The organism is Salmonella sp. SA14318 (assembly GCF_029866905.1).
GTDB lineage: Bacteria > Pseudomonadota > Gammaproteobacteria > Enterobacterales > Enterobacteriaceae > Salmonella > Salmonella enterica.
In genome coordinates, this window is sequence record NZ_CP123282.1 from 4,537,600 (window position 1) to 4,553,722 (window position 16,123).

General features: G+C 52.1%; 13 protein-coding genes. 8 read left to right on the forward strand and 5 right to left on the reverse strand.

The window, feature by feature from the left end; genetic code table 11:
* Nucleotide 1 precedes the first annotated feature (1 nt).
* The 3 genes from QEN32_RS21600 to QEN32_RS21610 are packed head-to-tail and all read left to right on the forward strand — an operon-like array spanning nucleotide 2 to nucleotide 2,837.
* The gene (locus tag QEN32_RS21600) at nucleotides 2–1,243 is read left to right on the forward strand and encodes an STM4012 family radical SAM protein (protein WP_265322373.1); all 1,242 of its coding nucleotides are present in this window, start codon (nucleotides 2–4) and stop codon (nucleotides 1,241–1,243) included.
* Nucleotides 1,240–2,118, forward strand: a complete 879-nt coding sequence (locus QEN32_RS21605; RefSeq protein WP_265322374.1) for an STM4011 family radical SAM protein — start codon at nucleotides 1,240–1,242, stop codon at nucleotides 2,116–2,118. The genes QEN32_RS21600 and QEN32_RS21605 overlap by 4 nt, the downstream gene beginning before the upstream one ends.
* A complete protein-coding gene (locus QEN32_RS21610) occupies nucleotides 2,103–2,837 on the forward strand; it encodes a Cof-type HAD-IIB family hydrolase (RefSeq protein WP_265322375.1) in 735 nt (244 codons plus the stop codon). The genes QEN32_RS21605 and QEN32_RS21610 overlap by 16 nt, the downstream gene beginning before the upstream one ends.
* A 54-nt stretch (nucleotides 2,838–2,891) precedes the next feature.
* Here the strand turns inward: QEN32_RS21610 and typA are convergent, their stop codons facing one another.
* Complete coding sequence (gene typA, locus QEN32_RS21615) at nucleotides 2,892–4,715, reverse strand: ribosome-dependent GTPase TypA (RefSeq protein ID WP_000572060.1); 1,824 nt, start codon at nucleotides 4,713–4,715, stop codon at nucleotides 2,892–2,894.
* Nucleotides 4,716–5,090: 375 nt separating this feature from the next.
* Here typA and glnA point away from each other — a divergent pair, with 375 nt between their 5' ends.
* From glnA to QEN32_RS21635, 4 genes are all read left to right on the forward strand, one after another.
* Entirely contained in the window at nucleotides 5,091–6,500 is a 1,410-nt protein-coding gene (glnA, locus tag QEN32_RS21620; protein ID WP_001271699.1) for a glutamate--ammonia ligase, read from the forward strand.
* A gap of 274 nt (nucleotides 6,501–6,774) precedes the next feature.
* Nucleotides 6,775–7,824, forward strand: a complete 1,050-nt coding sequence (gene glnL, locus QEN32_RS21625; RefSeq protein ID WP_000146194.1) for a nitrogen regulation protein NR(II) — start codon at nucleotides 6,775–6,777, stop codon at nucleotides 7,822–7,824.
* Nucleotides 7,825–7,832: 8 nt separating this feature from the next.
* Nucleotides 7,833–9,242 (forward strand): nitrogen regulation protein NR(I), encoded by a 1,410-nt coding sequence (gene glnG, locus QEN32_RS21630; protein WP_001188782.1) that lies wholly within the window; start codon nucleotides 7,833–7,835, stop codon nucleotides 9,240–9,242.
* Between the two features lie 112 nt (nucleotides 9,243–9,354).
* Nucleotides 9,355–9,465, forward strand: a complete 111-nt coding sequence (locus QEN32_RS21635) for a YshB family small membrane protein (protein ID WP_001578131.1) — start codon at nucleotides 9,355–9,357, stop codon at nucleotides 9,463–9,465.
* Nucleotides 9,466–9,554: 89 nt separating this feature from the next.
* Here the strand turns inward: QEN32_RS21635 and hemN are convergent, their stop codons facing one another.
* From hemN to QEN32_RS21650, 3 genes are all read right to left on the reverse strand, one after another.
* Nucleotides 9,555–10,928: an oxygen-independent coproporphyrinogen III oxidase gene (gene hemN / locus QEN32_RS21640; RefSeq protein WP_150363854.1), complete on the reverse strand. Its 1,374-nt coding sequence runs from the start codon at nucleotides 10,926–10,928 to the stop codon at nucleotides 9,555–9,557.
* A gap of 188 nt (nucleotides 10,929–11,116) precedes the next feature.
* Nucleotides 11,117–11,632: a Der GTPase-activating protein YihI gene (yihI, locus tag QEN32_RS21645; protein ID WP_079801621.1), complete on the reverse strand. Its 516-nt coding sequence runs from the start codon at nucleotides 11,630–11,632 to the stop codon at nucleotides 11,117–11,119.
* A gap of 118 nt (nucleotides 11,633–11,750) precedes the next feature.
* Nucleotides 11,751–11,975: a hypothetical protein gene (locus QEN32_RS21650; protein ID WP_001541209.1), complete on the reverse strand. Its 225-nt coding sequence runs from the start codon at nucleotides 11,973–11,975 to the stop codon at nucleotides 11,751–11,753.
* A 239-nt stretch (nucleotides 11,976–12,214) separates the two neighbouring features.
* Here QEN32_RS21650 and yihA point away from each other — a divergent pair, with 239 nt between their 5' ends.
* Complete coding sequence (gene yihA, locus QEN32_RS21655; protein ID WP_000183331.1) at nucleotides 12,215–12,847, forward strand: ribosome biogenesis GTP-binding protein YihA/YsxC; 633 nt, start codon at nucleotides 12,215–12,217, stop codon at nucleotides 12,845–12,847.
* A 334-nt stretch (nucleotides 12,848–13,181) separates the two neighbouring features.
* Here yihA and polA read toward each other — a convergent pair whose 3' ends face one another.
* A complete protein-coding gene (gene polA / locus QEN32_RS21660) occupies nucleotides 13,182–15,968 on the reverse strand; it encodes a DNA polymerase I (protein WP_079842919.1) in 2,787 nt (928 codons plus the stop codon).
* Between the last annotated feature and the right edge of the window lie 155 nt (nucleotides 15,969–16,123).

A 16,123-nucleotide genomic window follows, 5' to 3' on the forward strand; every position in this document is an offset into this window, starting at 1 on the left:
TATGAATAACAATGATATTTATCGTCAGTATATGTACAGTTATCCGCATAAGACGGCTTATCGGGAGCTGGAGAACGTCAGCTTTAGCGAAGTAAAACCGCGCATTTACGAGCACGACACACATCTGTATGTTCATATGCCCTTTTGTCAAAGTCGCTGCGGGTTCTGTAATTTATTTACCTGTACAGGCGCAGATAATACGTTCATTGATAGCTATATCGACGCGATTATTACCCAGGGCCGACAAATGGCGCTGGCACCCGTCCACTGGGCAAGCTTTACCGTAGGCGGCGGCACACCTCTGCTATTAAACATTGCGCAATTAGAGAAGTTATTTTTTTCCGTCTTTGATGTGCTCAATGTTGACTGGAATATTTATAAAACAATTGAAACTTCCCCTACGGATACCACAGCAGAAAAAGTAGCGCTATTAAACGCCTTTTCCGTTAATCGCGTCAGTATTGGCGTACAAAGTTTTCATGATAGCGAGTTACATACGCTGCATCGCCGCCACAATGCCGCCAGCGCGCACCAGGCGCTGGAATGGCTAAAGGCGGGTCATTTTCCATCACTCAATATTGATATTATTTACGGCATTCCCGGCCAGACTCACGCAAGCCTGACGGAATCGTTACATCAGGCGCTCGTTTATCAACCGGAAGAGCTGTTCCTTTATCCGCTTTATAATATGCCTCGCCAGGAAAATATGCATAGCTACTACGTTTTAGCCCGCGATCTTTTACGCAACGCGGGCTACACCCAAACGTCCATGCGCCGTTTCGTCCTTAATCCAGCGCCATCCGCCGCGGCGGAAAGCTGCGGATTTGAAAACTCACTGGCGCTCGGCGCGGGCGGCAGAAGTTATCTTGGCGATCTGCATTACTGTTCACCGTGGTCGTCGAACCTGCAAACATCACGAAAAATCATTCAGGCGTTTATCGACAGCCCGGATAAAACCGTCATTAATCACGGTTATCTGCTCCCCCCTGATGAAATGAAACGCCGCTTTATCATTAAAAATCTATTTTTCTGGCAGGGACTTTCTCTTAGCGATTATCAGCAATATTTTGCCAGCGATGCGCTAAGGGATTTCCCCGACCTGGAACGCTTTATACAGCAAGGTTACTGTTATCAGAATGGCAGTCGCCTCCGGCTAACGGAGATCGGTATGGCATTATCCGATTGCCTTGCTCCTGTGTTCGTTTCGCCTGAGGTGATGCTACGGGAGAATCGGCAGAGATGAGCGCCCCCGCCCTGCGCGATATTCACACGCTGTTTTATCGCGGCTATCTTAAATCGTGTAATTATCATTGCGGCTATTGCCCGTTCCATAAACACGCCCGTAACGATAAAAAACGCGACGAAGCCGCGCTATGGCGCATGGTTGACCATTTGCCTCTTTTAGGTACGCCGTTGAATGTGATGATTACGCCTTATGGCGAGGCGCTACGCTTGCGTTATTACATGGCGGCGCTGGCAGAAATTAGCCGCTATCCTCATGTTCAGGCGGTCGGCATACAAACTAACGCCTCTTTTTCGTTAATGTCATTGCTGGAGGCATTTCGTGCTGGCGGCGGAGATATCTCAAAGCTTCGGTTATGGTGTTCTTTTCATCCCTCACAAATTACCGCTGAGCGCTTTCTCCAGCAGTGTTTAGCGCTCTCTGCCGCCGGAATAACCTGGTGCGCGGGGGCTGTCGCCAGTATGAAAGATATCGACCAGTTTCGTTGGCTACGCCAGCGGTTGCCTGACCAGAATTATTTTTGGTTTAACGCCAACGAGTGTGCCAATACCCGGCATACCGTTGAGGAAACCATCGCCTTCAGCGAACTCGATCCGCTGTATGTGATTGAAACACAGCAGTGGCCAGCGCAGCTGGATATCTGTACCGCAGGAAGAAAAAGTATTTTTATGAATGCAGAAGGCGATCTTTTTGCTTGTCATATCAGCAAAATTAAAATGGGTAATTTATATCAGCAACGGCTTAATTCTCCCGCCTGCCAGGCAAAACAATGCCACTGTTTTCTCGCTTATCAGCACCGTCTCGATATTCCATTGCTGAATCACCTGGATGCCTCACGCTGTTTTAGGATCGGACGCTCATGCGATATCGTTTAATCGCTTTTGATCTTGATGGAACGCTGCTAAACCGTAATAAACAAATTCTGCCAGAGTCGCTAACCGCTATCCGTCAGATGCAGGACATGGGCTGCCGAATAATGCTTGTCACCGGTCGCTCTCATCGTGAAGCCTATGCGTATTATCAAACGCTGGCGCTCACCGAACCGATGATCTGTTGTAACGGAAGCTATATTTATCAACCGGCTCAACAGCAGATCCTTCATCCGCTGCCGCTGACGCACTTACAAACAGAAAAAATACTGGCGCGGGTATATCCGCTTAAACTGACAATTCGTGCTGATGATAAAATAATCTTTCAGGCTGATGAGCTAAGCAGTAGGGAGAATATTTGGCAAATCAGCGTCGTTCATCGGCACATAAAACAACTACAAAATATTGCTGAGTTTATACAGCATGAATTACAGCTAAGCTGTACCTGGTCCTGGCATCATCAACTGGATATTCTCCAGAAGGGGTGTAGCAAAGGACAAAGCCTCGCCAGATATGCACAGCAACAGCATATCGCAATGCGCGAAGTGATGGCGTTTGGCGATAATGATAACGATGCGGAAATGCTACGTTTAGCCGGATTGGGCGTCGCGATGGGGAATGCCAGCGCTCGGGCAAAGATGTATGCGGATAACGTCATTGGTCGGCATAATACGCCAGCGATTTCTGATTTTTTGGCAACCTTATCTCTTTATCAATGTGAATAAAAAAACCCCGCCGAGTTTTCATTTCGACAGGGTTTTTATCCGTAAGAACGTTAATTACTCTTCTTTCTGACCACGGTTCGCACGGCGGCGATCGTTTTCCGTCAGGTGACGTTTACGGATACGGATAGAGGTTGGGGTGACTTCTACCAGTTCGTCGTCATCAATGAACTCCAGCGCTTGCTCAAGGCTCATTTTAATTGGCGGAACCAGAATCACCGCTTCATCCGTACCAGACGCACGCATGTTGGTCAGTTTCTTACCGGTCAGGCAGTTTACCGTCAGGTCGTTGGAGCGACTGTGAATACCAATAATCTGGCCTTCATAAACTTCCGCGCCGTGACCCAGGAACAGCTTACCGCGATCCTGCAAACCGAACAGCGCAAACGCCACCGCTTTACCCTGACCGTTGGAGATCAGTACGCCGTTCTGACGCTGGCCCACTTCACCCGGACGAATATCGTCGTAATGGCTGAAGGTGGAGTACAGCAGACCCGTACCGGAAGTCATGGTCATGAATTCTGAACGGAAACCAATCAGCCCACGGCTTGGGATCACGTAGTCGAGACGTACGCGGCCTTTACCGTCCGGATTCATGTTTTTCAGGTCGCCTTTACGCTCGCCCAGCGCCTGCATGACAGACCCCTGGTGCTGCTCTTCGACGTCCAGCGTCACGTTTTCATACGGCTCTTGTTTACGACCGTCGATTTCACGGAAGATAACTTTCGGACGGGAAACCGCCAGTTCGAAACCTTCACGACGCATATTTTCAATCAGCACGGACAGGTGCAGTTCGCCACGACCGGATACACGGAACGCATCCGCATCTTCGGTTTCTTCAACGCGCAGCGCCACGTTATGCACCAGCTCTTTGTTCAGACGGTCAAGAATCTGACGAGAAGTCACAAACTTACCTTCTTTACCGCAGAACGGCGAGGTGTTAACGCAGAAGAACATAGACACGGTCGGCTCATCAACGGACAGCGCCGGCAGCGCTTCAACGTTCTGCGGGTCGCAGATGGTGTCGGAAATGTTCAGCTCGCCCAGACCGGTGATCGCAATGATATCGCCCGCTTCGGCGATATCGCTGTCGATACGCTCCAGACCCAGATGCGTCAGCACTTTACCTACTTTCGCGTTACGGGTTTTCCCTTCACTATCGATGATAGTGACCTGCTGGTTCGGCTTCACTTTGCCGCGTTTGATACGGCCGATGCCGATAACGCCAACGTAGTTGTTGTAGTCCAGCTGGGAGATCTGCATCTGCAACGGACCATCGAGGTCAACGTCCGGCGCCGGAACATGATCAATGATCGCCTGATACAGCGGGGTCATGTCTTCCGCCATATCTTCGTGGTCCAGACCCGCGATACCGTTCAGCGCCGAAGCGTAGATGATCGGGAAGTCCAGCTGTTCGTCGGTCGCGTCGAGGTTAACAAACAGGTCGAATACCTGGTCAACAACCCAGTCAGGGCGCGCGCCAGGACGGTCAACCTTGTTGATAACCACAATAGGTTTCAGGCCATGAGCAAAGGCTTTTTTGGTCACGAAGCGCGTTTGCGGCATCGGGCCGTCAAATGCGTCAACCACCAGCAGCACAGAGTCAACCATGGACATGACGCGCTCTACTTCACCACCGAAGTCAGCGTGCCCGGGAGTATCAACGATGTTGATACGGTAATCATTCCATTTAATAGCGGTGTTTTTAGCGAGGATAGTAATACCACGCTCTTTCTCCAAATCGTTGGAGTCCATCACTCGCTCTTGAGTTTCGGCACGCGCGTCGAACGTACCGGATTGCTGGAGCAGCTTATCAACCAGGGTAGTTTTACCATGGTCAACGTGCGCGATGATGGCGATGTTACGCAAATTTTCGATCACAACTTTGCCTCAGGCATTAGAAATAGCGCGTTATTGTACACGGATTAATCGCACTACAAAACAGGATCACAAACATCCTCCGCAAACAAGTATTGCAGAGTCTCTTTGTGATCGCTTTCACGGAGCGTTAAAAGGGTGGCTTGCGTTCTATTGCACCAATGTGGTGCTTAATGTTCACATTGAAGCACTATTTTGGTGCAACATAGTCACCGTGGTGCAGCCCTTTTGCACGATGGTGCGCATGATAACGCCTTTTGGGGGCAATGTGAAAGTTGGCACAGATTTCGCTTTATATTTTTACGGCGACACGGCCAGCAGAATTGAAGATCTCGTTACCACGACGACCGACCATGACCAATCCGGGAGAGTACAAGTATGTCCGCTGAACACGTTTTGACGATGCTGAACGAGCACGAAGTGAAGTTTGTCGATCTGCGCTTCACCGATACCAAAGGCAAAGAACAGCACGTCACGATTCCTGCTCATCAGGTAAATGCCGAATTCTTTGAAGAAGGCAAAATGTTTGACGGCTCCTCTATCGGCGGCTGGAAAGGCATTAACGAATCCGACATGGTGCTGATGCCAGACGCATCCACCGCAGTGATTGACCCGTTCTTCGCGGACTCTACCCTGATTATCCGTTGCGACATCCTGGAGCCTGGCACTCTGCAAGGTTATGACCGTGACCCACGTTCCATCGCAAAACGTGCGGAAGACTACCTGCGCGCGACCGGTATCGCCGATACCGTCCTGTTTGGGCCGGAACCTGAATTCTTCCTGTTCGACGACATCCGCTTCGGCGCATCTATCTCCGGCTCACATGTGGCGATTGACGATATTGAAGGCGCCTGGAACTCCTCTACCAAATATGAAGGCGGCAACAAAGGCCATCGTCCGGGCGTGAAAGGCGGTTATTTCCCGGTTCCGCCAGTTGACTCCGCGCAGGATATCCGTTCTGAAATGTGTCTGGTCATGGAGCAGATGGGCCTGGTCGTTGAAGCGCACCACCACGAAGTAGCGACCGCAGGTCAGAACGAAGTGGCGACCCGCTTTAACACCATGACCAAAAAAGCCGACGAAATTCAGATTTACAAATATGTCGTGCATAACGTGGCTCACCGCTTCGGTAAGACCGCGACCTTTATGCCAAAACCAATGTTCGGCGATAACGGTTCCGGTATGCACTGCCACATGTCGCTGGCGAAGAACGGCACCAACCTGTTCTCTGGCGACAAATATGCCGGTCTGTCTGAGCAGGCGCTGTACTACATCGGCGGCGTCATCAAACACGCCAAAGCCATCAACGCCCTGGCGAACCCGACCACCAACTCCTACAAGCGTCTGGTCCCGGGTTACGAAGCGCCGGTGATGCTGGCCTACTCCGCCCGTAACCGTTCCGCCTCCATCCGTATTCCGGTGGTGGCGTCTCCGAAAGCGCGCCGTATCGAAGTTCGCTTCCCGGACCCGGCGGCTAACCCGTATCTGTGCTTTGCCGCCCTGCTGATGGCCGGTCTGGACGGGATTAAGAATAAGATTCACCCGGGCGAAGCCATGGACAAAAACCTGTATGACCTGCCGCCGGAAGAAGCGAAAGAGATCCCACAGGTAGCGGGTTCTCTGGAAGAAGCGCTGAACGCGCTGGACCTGGACCGCGAGTTCCTGAAAGCAGGCGGCGTGTTCACTGATGAAGCGATCGATGCGTATATTGCGCTGCGTCGCGAAGAAGATGACCGCGTGCGTATGACCCCGCACCCGGTAGAGTTTGAGCTGTACTACAGCGTTTAATCGTATATTAAAAATCCGACGAATTTCGCGTTGCTGCAAGGCGGCAACTGAGCACATGCCCAGGAGCATAGATAGCGATGTGACTGGGGTAAGCGAAAGCAGCCAACACAACAGCAGCGTGAAAGGCGTCAGGAGTTTTTGAGTTGCCGTGGAAACTTTCAGCCCATCCCAGGATGGGCTTTTTTCTCCACCAACAATCTGATCTCACGCGCTTTTTAGTGGTAAAAAGCTATAATGCACTAAAATGGTGCAACCTTTTCCAGGAGACTGCTGAATGGCAAGCGGCATACAGCCCGATGCTGGGCAGATCCTCAATTCGTTAATCAACAGCGTGCTGGTGGTCGACGACGCGCTGGCAATCCATTACGCCAATCCTGCCGCGCAGCAGTTGCTCGCGCAAAGCTCACGCAAACTGTTCGGGACGCCGTTACCTGAACTGTTGAGCTATTTTTCGTTAAACATTGACCTGATGCGCGAAAGTTTAGCGGCAGGGCAAGGCTTTACCGATAACGAAGTGACGCTGGTGATTGATAGTCGCTCGCATATTCTCTCTTTGACCGCCCAACGTCTGCCCGACGATTTTATACTGCTCGAAATGGCGCCGATGGATAACCAGCGTCGTCTGAGTCAGGAGCAGTTGCAGCACGCGCAGCAAATCGCCGCCCGCGATCTGGTGCGCGGTCTGGCGCACGAAATCAAAAATCCGCTCGGCGGCCTGCGCGGCGCGGCGCAGCTACTCAGCAAGGCGCTGCCCGACCCGGCGCTAACGGAATATACCAAAGTCATCATTGAACAGGCCGACAGGCTACGCAACCTTGTCGATCGTTTGCTGGGGCCGCAGCACCCGGGAATGCACATTACCGAGAGCATACATAAAGTCGCAGAGCGCGTGGTGGCGCTGGTGTCGATGGAACTGCCGGATAATGTCCGGCTTATCCGCGATTACGACCCCAGTCTGCCAGAACTGCCGCACGATCCGGAACAAATTGAGCAAGTACTGCTGAATATTGTCCGCAATGCCTTGCAGGCGCTGGGGCCGGAAGGCGGCGAAATTACGCTGCGTACCCGTACCGCCTTCCAGTTAACGCTGCATGGCGAACGCTATCGCCTGGCGGCGCGTATAGACGTTGAAGACAATGGGCCGGGCATTCCTCCCCATTTACAGGATACGCTGTTCTACCCGATGGTCAGCGGTCGCGAAGGCGGCACCGGGCTTGGGTTATCTATCGCCCGCAATCTTATCGATCAACACGCCGGCAAAATTGAATTTACCAGTTGGCCGGGGCATACCGAGTTTTCGGTTTACCTGCCGATTCGGAAATAGAGGTGTTTATGCAACGAGGAATAGTCTGGGTCGTCGATGATGATAGTTCCATCCGTTGGGTGCTTGAGCGTGCTCTCGCCGGGGCAGGGTTGACCTGTACCACCTTTGAGAATGGTAATGAAGTACTGGCTGCGCTGGCCAGTAAAACGCCGGACGTCTTGCTGTCGGATATCCGAATGCCGGGAATGGACGGGCTGGCGCTATTAAAGCAGATTAAACAGCGTCACCCGATGCTTCCGGTCATCATTATGACCGCGCATTCCGATTTAGATGCCGCCGTGAGCGCTTATCAGCAGGGGGCGTTTGATTATCTACCTAAACCGTTTGATATTGATGAAGCCGTCGCTCTGGTCGAGCGCGCGATTAGCCACTATCAGGAGCAGCAGCAGCCGCGTAATATCGAGGTTAACGGCCCGACAACAGACATGATAGGCGAAGCGCCCGCCATGCAGGATGTGTTTCGCATTATTGGTCGGCTGTCGCGTTCTTCGATTAGCGTGCTGATTAACGGCGAATCAGGAACCGGTAAAGAACTGGTCGCCCATGCGCTACATCGCCATAGCCCACGCGCCAAAGCGCCGTTTATCGCGCTCAATATGGCGGCCATCCCGAAAGATTTGATTGAATCCGAACTGTTTGGCCATGAGAAAGGCGCTTTTACCGGGGCGAATACCATCCGGCAGGGCCGTTTCGAGCAGGCTGACGGCGGTACGCTGTTTCTGGACGAAATTGGCGATATGCCGCTGGATGTCCAGACTCGTCTGTTACGCGTGCTGGCTGACGGACAGTTCTACCGTGTGGGCGGGTACGCGCCGGTAAAAGTGGATGTGCGCATTATTGCCGCCACCCACCAGAACCTCGAACGACGCGTTCAGGAAGGGAAATTCCGCGAAGACCTGTTCCACCGCCTGAACGTGATTCGTATCCATCTTCCGCCGTTGCGTGAACGCCGTGAGGATATTCCGCGCCTGGCGCGCCATTTTTTGCAGGTCGCCGCCCGTGAATTAGGTGTGGAAGCCAAATTATTACATCCGGAAACCGAAACGGCGTTAACGCGCCTGGCATGGCCTGGTAACGTGCGTCAGTTAGAAAATACCTGCCGCTGGCTCACCGTCATGGCCGCCGGACAGGAGGTATTGATCCAGGATTTACCGGGCGAACTGTTTGAAGCCTCGGCGCCGGATAGCCCGTCCCACCTGCCGCCGGATAGCTGGGCTACATTACTGGCGCAATGGGCGGACCGCGCCTTGCGATCCGGTCATCAAAACCTGCTTTCTGAAGCGCAGCCAGAACTGGAGAGAACGCTACTGACCACGGCGTTACGCCATACGCAGGGTCATAAACAGGAAGCCGCCAGGCTGCTCGGTTGGGGGCGAAACACCCTAACGCGGAAGTTGAAAGAGCTGGGAATGGAGTAAACATTACCCGCGAGTGTAAAGATTAATAATTGAGCGCAAAACGCTGCTATTTTGCGCTTTACTGTTCCGATGAGTTCAGTATGATCATGCCCGGCAAACGGGGGGATTCATTATGTTAGAATCTATTATTAATCTGGTATCGAGTGGAGCGGTCGACAGCCACACGCCACAAACTGCGCTAGCCGCCGTGTTGTGTGCCGCGCTGGTGGGACTGTTCAGCTGACAATGTGCCGGATGGCGCTAATGCTTATCCGGCCTACAGGTTGTCGCAACGTGTAGGCCCGGTAAGCGCAGCGCCACCGGGCAACCCGGCTAAATGACGCGCGAGAACTGCTGCATCCGCGCTTTCTGGCGCAGATACGCGTCAAAGCACATGCAGATATTGCGGATCAGCAAACGACCTTTCGCCGTCACCTGAATTCCCTTCTCGCTAATATCCACCAGCCCATCTTTCGCCAGCGGCGACAGTAACTGCAAATCTTCGGCAAAATACTCAGCGAAATGCAAACCCCACTGCTGTTCGACAGCGTTAAAATCCAGGCGGAAGTTACAAATCAGCGCCTTGATAACATCGCGACGAATGCAATCATCACGGGTCAGCGTAATACCACGCCATAGCGCATTGCCCCGCTCATCCACTTGCTGGTAATAACGCTTCAGCTCTTTCTGGTTCTGCATGTAGCCATCGCCAATCATGCTGATAGCAGAAACCCCCATCCCCAGCAGATCGGTATCGCCCTGGGTCGTATAGCCCTGAAAATTACGGTGCAGCACGCCTTCGCGCTGCGCGACGGCCAGTTCGTCGTCCGGACGGGCAAAATGGTCCATCCCGATAAACTGATAACCGGCCTGAGTAAGCGATACGATGGTCTCCTGCAAAATATCCAGTTTCTGCTGCGCACTGGGTAAATCGGCATCTTTAATTTTACGCTGGGCGGCAAAAAGCGTTGGCAGATGCGCATAGTTAAAGACGCTCAAACGATCGGGGTTCAGTTCCGTCACACGCTTCAGCGTGAAAGCGAAGCTTTCTGGCGTCTGTTTCGGTAGACCGTAGATCAAATCGATATTGGTCGAGGTAAAGCCGATATCGCGGGCGTGATTAAGCAGCGCAAAGATGAATTCTTCATCCTGCTCGCGGTTAACCAGGCGCTGCACCTCTTTATTAAAGTCCTGCACGCCCATACTCAGGCGGTTAAAACCTTCCGCACGTAAATGATCGAGCACATCCAGCTCAATTTCACGGGGATCGACTTCGATCGAGATTTCCGCGTCGGTATTAAAGTGGAAATTTTCACGCAACAGCGTTATTAAGCGGCTGATTTGCGCTTTATTCAGGTAAGTAGGCGTACCGCCGCCCCAGTGAAGCTGGCTGACATGACGGTCTGCAAACAGCGGCGCGCGATGACGAATTTCCTGCTCAAGCGCGTCAAGATACTGGTCAGCTTTATGCTGTTGGCGGGTGACAATCTTGTTGCAGCCGCAGAAATAACACAACTTGTGACAAAACGGGATATGCACATACAGCGAGAGCGGACGTTCAGGATAACGCGCCACAGCCTGCAAGAATGCGGCGTCCTCGAAGTCTTCAGAAAACTCCAGCGCGGTTGGGTACGAGGTATATCGTGGCCCGGAATAGTTATATTTCTGGATCAGGGCCAGATCCCAGTCTATTTGCTGTTCAGACATGCTCACTCCTTCCGATGGCGTCTCTGGCGGGTACGGCGTACCGGCTTCACGCCATGACGGGCGGCAAGCCGGCTGCGCAGCCATTTCTGTCGCCGCGACAATCGCTGTAGTTTAACGAATAACCACACCAGATAACATATAACCGGAAGGGTTATAAGCAGGACGGGCAAGCCCACGGTGTAAACCCGTTAGTTGCCGCCTCTTAGCAGGCGCATCATATCTTCCTGCTTCTCGTCCTCTTCGTCGTCTTCTTCGTCGTCATCGTAAGACAGACCAAGCTTCTGCATCAGTTCATCAATACGATCCAGTTTGGCATCTACCCAGGCTTGATCTTCCACACTCAGGGTTTCGCCCGCTTCCAGACGTTCTAACAGCGCATCCAGGCGCTCATCCGTTTCCAGTAAATCCAACTCCGCCTGCGGTGAAAGCATAGGTTTCTCACTTTTCGGTTTATGCTGTTGGGTCACTTTTTCAGTCACGCCCAATGGAACAGGTGTTTTACTGCCAATACGTGGATCTTTTTGTTGATTCTGATTGCCGCCGCCCGAAGCGGAATTGCCGCCCGCCGCGCGACTTCCCGGCGCATGACCGCGATGTTTTTTCAGGCGTTTACGGTCGCGCGCCTCCTGGTTTAACTCTTCACGCGTTTTACGACGCTGTTTGCCAAAGGCTTTACTGCGCGGTGCAGAGGTTGGTTTTTTCATGATGTCAGATCTTTAAGCCGTTTTATTCAGTATAGAATTGAGGCGGAATCTAGCAGAAAGCAAGCAAAGAAAAAAGGCGACAGAGTAATCTGCCGCCTTTTTTCTTGACTCACGACCCTTAACGGGTTCCACCATCCCTGTTGGCTATCAACACGCCCTGTTTTTCCCTTAGCCTGGAACATTCCATGTTGTTTCCATTTCCTTTTACTAACGTCTCCGGACGTTTGTCTTCCTGACAATCCTGTGTCTTCGCCTCCTGGCGCTCCTGACCCTCATCCTGAGTCGTTGATCCTGTTAGCGTCCTCGCTATGTGCATTACTTTACTCTTTTGGGGTAAACTCACAAGATACCGACACGGCAAATCCCTTTTTTTCAGACAATTACCTTTCTATAAATTCATGATTTAACTATATTAACTGGCTTTGAGCCTGACAACGACTCTGTCATGTCGCATAAGTGCAATGGTCAATGTCTCACAAAGCGTATGGCTTTTACTTACAGCACCGCCGCGCCGAAAAATCCGTCTTTTGCTGGCGTTCAGGTATAATCGCCACAATGCTTTGACTGACGGAGACGACCGCTTTGACTAACCTGAATTATCAACAGACGCATTTTGTGATGAGTGCGCCTGATATTCGCCATTTACCTTCCGATTGCGGAATTGAAGTGGCTTTTGCTGGCCGTTCCAATGCAGGCAAATCCAGCGCCCTGAACACGTTGACCAACCAAAAAAGCCTGGCGCGCACCTCTAAAACGCCGGGCCGTACCCAATTGATTAACCTGTTTGAAGTCGTAGAGGGCAAACGGTTGGTCGACCTGCCGGGCTATGGCTATGCGGAAGTCCCGGAAGAGATGAAACGCAAGTGGCAACGCGCGCTGGGGGAATATCTGGAGAAACGTCAAAGCCTACAGGGCTTAGTCGTTTTAATGGATATCCGCCATCCGTTGAAAGACCTCGACCAACAGATGATCCAGTGGGCTGTAGAGAGCAATATCCAGGTTCTGGTTCTTCTGACCAAAGCGGACAAACTGGCCAGCGGCGCGCGCAAGGCGCAGTTGAATATGGTACGTGAAGCCGTGCTGGCTTTTAATGGCGATGTGCAGGTAGAAGCGTTTTCCTCGCTGAAAAAGCAGGGCGTGGATAAGTTACGTCAGAAGCTGGATAGCTGGTTTAGTGAACTGGCACCGGTCGAAGAGATTCAGGACGGGGAATAATCACCCGCTATGCCGGATGGCGCCGCTGCGCGTCTTATCCGGCCTACGGTGTGAGCGAAACTTTTCTTGCGCACAATAAAAAACGCCCCAGTCATAAACTGACTGGGGCGGCTAAAATATTCAGCCAAATCCGATTACGTGAAGTAAAAGGTCTGAAAGATAGAACATCTTACCTCTGTACCCTACGTGAATAACTTTACTCTTTTTTGAGCAACACAGAAAGACCTTTTCGTAATTTTTTTTCATTCTTTACATAGGGAATTCTAATACCCATCACAAAACCCCCGTGATTATGTTGCTTAATTACGAAAAAAGTGCGTTATTCCTTAAATGCTTAGTGCGCTTGATCCCAATTTTCCCCGCTACCGACTTCTACCAGCAACGGCACATCAATACGCGTGCAGTTTTCCATCAACTGATGGATACGTTTTGCTACCGCATCTAAGTCGTCTTTATGCACCTCGAACACTAATTCATCGTGTACCTGCATAATCATCCGCACGCGTGGCTGCTCGGCCTGTAGCCAGGCATCGACGGCAATCATGGCGCGCTTGATGATATCGGCAGCCGTTCCTTGCATGGGAGCATTGATCGCCGCGCGTTCCGCCCCCGCGCGCCGCGCCGCGTTGCTGGATTTAATATCCGGCAGGTAAAGGCGGCGCCCCTCCAGCGTTTCCACATAGCCTTGTTCTTTTGCCTGAGCGCGGGTGCGCTCCATATATTCCAGCACGCCAGGGTAGCGTTCGAAGTAGAGATCCATATACTTCTGCGCCTCTTTACGCGGAATATTAAGCTGGCGAGAAAGACCGAAGGCGCTCATCCCGTAAATCAGGCCAAAGTTAATGGCTTTCGCACTTCGGCGCTGTTCCCCGGTCACGCTATCCAGCGGCAAGCCAAAGACTTCCGCCGCCGTTGCGCGGTGAATATCCTTCCCTTCGGCGAACGCCGTGAGCAGTCCTTTATCACGGGAAAGATGCGCCATAATACGCAGCTCAATCTGTGAATAGTCCGCAGACACGATGAGATAATCCTCAGGCGCAATAAATGCCTGACGAATGCGGCGGCCTTCTTCATTGCGCACCGGAATATTTTGCAGGTTCGGATCGGTGGACGATAAACGTCCCGTCGCCGTTACCGCCTGATGATAGGACGTATGGACGCGCCCGGTTTTCGGGTTAATCATCAGCGGCAGCTTATCGGTATAGGTGGATTTTAGCTTCGCCAGACCACGATACTCCAGAATCACTTTCGGCAGCGGATAGTCCAGCGCCAGCTCTTCCAGCACCTCTTCCGACGTTGACGGCGCGCCGCCAGGCGTTTTCTTCAGCGGCTTAATACCCTGCTTTTCAAACAGGATGGTCTGCAACTGCTTCGTCGAGGACAGGTTGAACGCCTCGCCCGCAATGTCATGCGCTTTCTTTTCCAGTTCCGCCAGACGTAGCGTGATTTCTTCCGAATGTTTGTGCAGGACGGCAGGATCGATTTTTACGCCATTGCGCTCAACGCGTGACAGTACAGGCACCAACGGCATTTCGATGTTTTCGAAAACATTCAGCGGGCCTTTGTGCTGCTGGAGCTCAGGCCACATTTTGAGATGCAACTGTAACGTGACATCCGCATCTTCTGCCGCATAGCGCCCCGCTTCCTCCAGTGCGATCTGGTTAAAGGTGAGCTGGTTTTTACCTTTACCGGCAATGTCTTCAAAGGTGATAGTTTTGTGCTTCAGCCAACGATCGGACAAGCTGTCCATATCATGGCGTCCGGCGACGCTGTTCAGAATGTAAGACTCAAGCATGGTATCGAAGGCGATACCGCGCAGCTCAATACCGTAATTTTGCAAGACGCCGCGATCGTACTTGAGGTTTTGCCCCACTTTGCGCACTTTTTCATCTTCCAGCAGCGGCTTCAGCAGTTCCAGAGCACGCTGGCGGGAGATTTGATCCGGAGCGTCCAGATAATCATGCGCGACAGGTACATACGCGGCAACGCCAGGTTCGATGGCAAACGAGAGGCCCACCAGGTTGGCGGCGATATTATCTAGGCTGTCGGTCTCCGTGTCGAAAGCAAAAACTGGCGCTTTTTTCAGCTTTTCAATCCAGCTTTCCAGCGTAACGTCGTCCAGAATCGTGACATAATTTTCATAAGAGAGCGCCGCTGCCGGTTCGCTGGGCGATTCATCAATAACGACCGTTTCCTGCGGTTTGGCCGCCGGTTTCACGCCCTTTGCCTGTAGCCACTTGCCTGACTCAACGTCCGCCGTCCAGCGCTTAAACTCATATTTTTTAAACAGGCCCAGCAGTTCATCCGCAATCGGCTGCTGCACTTCAAGCTGTTCGCAGGTCAGCTCCAGCTCAACATCCGTTTTAATGGTGGCGAGTTTATAAGACAGGTACGCTACGTCTTTATTCTGCGCTAATTTACCGGCCATCGTTTTGGCGCCGCGGAAAGTGAGACCGGCAATTTTTTCCGGCTCGGCGTACAGCGTATCCAGGCCGCCCAATCCCTGAAGCAAAGCTTGCGCCGTCTTCTCACCCACGCCTGGTACGCCTGGAATATTATCCGAGGAGTCCCCCATCAGCGCCAGAAAGTCGATAATCAGCTCAGGCGGCACGCCGTACTTATTAACGACTTCATCCGGGCCGAGGATGGTGTTAGTCATGGTGTTGATCAGCGTAATATTCGGCGTCACCAACTGTGCCATATCTTTATCGCCGGTGCTGATTAATACCGGACGCCCCACCTTCTCCGCTTCTCGCGCCAGTGTACCGATAACGTCATCCGCTTCTACGCCAGAGACTGCCAGCAGAGGTAACCCCATGGCTTTAACCATGGCATGTAACGGCTCTATTTGCGCTCGCAGATCATCCGGCATCGGAGGACGATGCGATTTGTAGTGTTCAAAGAGCTCATCACGGAAGGTTTTTCCTTTGGCGTCAAACACCACCGCAGCATGCGTCGGCTGATACTGCATGATCAGGCTGCGCAACATGTTGAGGACACCATACATTGCGCCCGTAGGTTCTCCCGCGCTGTTGGTTAACGGCGGAAACGCATGATAGGCGCGATAAAGATAGGATGAGCCATCTACGAGAATAAGTGGGTTTTCTGGGATCTGAACCATAATGTCCATGCCTGTTTAACAGATTATGGTTAAAGGATGCCACATACAGGAGGAAAACTTGAGTTTTTCGCCGCATTTGCGGAAAAGTTTTGTCGATCTTCAGGATCGCTCGCAAAACAACCTGTGGATAACTTTGTGTGTAAATTCTTACCATT

Bases quoted from the DNA above. Each gene is read 5' to 3' on its own strand.
- QEN32_RS21600 (WP_265322373.1), top strand. From the start codon at position 2: ATGAATAACAATGATATTTATCGTCAGTATATGTACAGTTATCCGCAT.
- QEN32_RS21605 (WP_265322374.1), top strand. From the start codon at position 1,240: ATGAGCGCCCCCGCCCTGCGCGATATTCACACGCTGTTTTATCGCGGC.
- QEN32_RS21610 (WP_265322375.1), top strand. From the start codon at position 2,103: ATGCGATATCGTTTAATCGCTTTTGATCTTGATGGAACGCTGCTAAAC.
- glnA (WP_001271699.1), top strand. From the start codon at position 5,091: ATGTCCGCTGAACACGTTTTGACGATGCTGAACGAGCACGAAGTGAAG.
- glnL (WP_000146194.1), top strand. From the start codon at position 6,775: ATGGCAAGCGGCATACAGCCCGATGCTGGGCAGATCCTCAATTCGTTA.
- glnG (WP_001188782.1), top strand. From the start codon at position 7,833: ATGCAACGAGGAATAGTCTGGGTCGTCGATGATGATAGTTCCATCCGT.
- QEN32_RS21635 (WP_001578131.1), top strand. From the start codon at position 9,355: ATGTTAGAATCTATTATTAATCTGGTATCGAGTGGAGCGGTCGACAGC.
- hemN (WP_150363854.1), bottom strand. From the start codon at position 10,928: ATGTCTGAACAGCAAATAGACTGGGATCTGGCCCTGATCCAGAAATAT.
- yihI (WP_079801621.1), bottom strand. From the start codon at position 11,632: ATGAAAAAACCAACCTCTGCACCGCGCAGTAAAGCCTTTGGCAAACAG.
- polA (WP_079842919.1), bottom strand. From the start codon at position 15,968: ATGGTTCAGATCCCAGAAAACCCACTTATTCTCGTAGATGGCTCATCC.